This window comes from Mucilaginibacter sp. P4_E8 (genome assembly GCF_056401495.1).
In genome coordinates this window covers 1-510 of the sequence record NZ_JBFUJG010000458.1, presented here as the reverse complement: position 1 = coordinate 510, position 510 = coordinate 1, and the positions used below count along the sequence as shown (strand labels likewise).

Sequence of the window (510 nt, the reverse complement as noted above, 5' to 3'; positions counted from 1 at the left end):
CGTTTGGTTGTATCCTTTTCAAATGGAATTAAACGGTAAGTAAACCCTTCTTTATACAGGTAAGGTTGTAAACCAATAAGGTTATCATTCCCAATTGTAGTAGTAAAACAAATTGGTCTTTTCCAATGATTATGTGCCAGTATATCAAGCATGGCCAGGTTATCTTTAGTAACATAGTTGGAGGTAAATTTCCACTCCATGCTTTTGGTAAGCTTACTTTTTTGATCAGGTGTAACTACACCGTTCTTTACTACTTCATCAGGGTTTATGGTAATTTTAAAATTCTTGGTAGGCAGGTAATTACCATAATCGCCACTTTGGTATTGCACCTGTGCGGCCTTATCATCTGACGATATAAAATCAAATATTTCTTTCACCTCAACAGGGCCAGGTATTTTCCTGTCGCTGTAATATATCACATCCCGCACCCCTTCTTTATACTTATCATAAGGCATAGTAATGGGTAACGGAGCCGACTGATTCATTTTTCCCTGCATCTGACGTATATAC

General features: G+C 37.5%; 1 pseudogene. It reads right to left on the bottom strand.

Features of this window, described 5'->3' with window-relative positions:
- Positions 1-485 (bottom strand): annotated as a pseudogene (locus AC1DRQ_RS32085) (DUF2723 domain-containing protein); the annotation flags it as partial.
- Positions 486-510 lie beyond the last annotated feature (25 nt).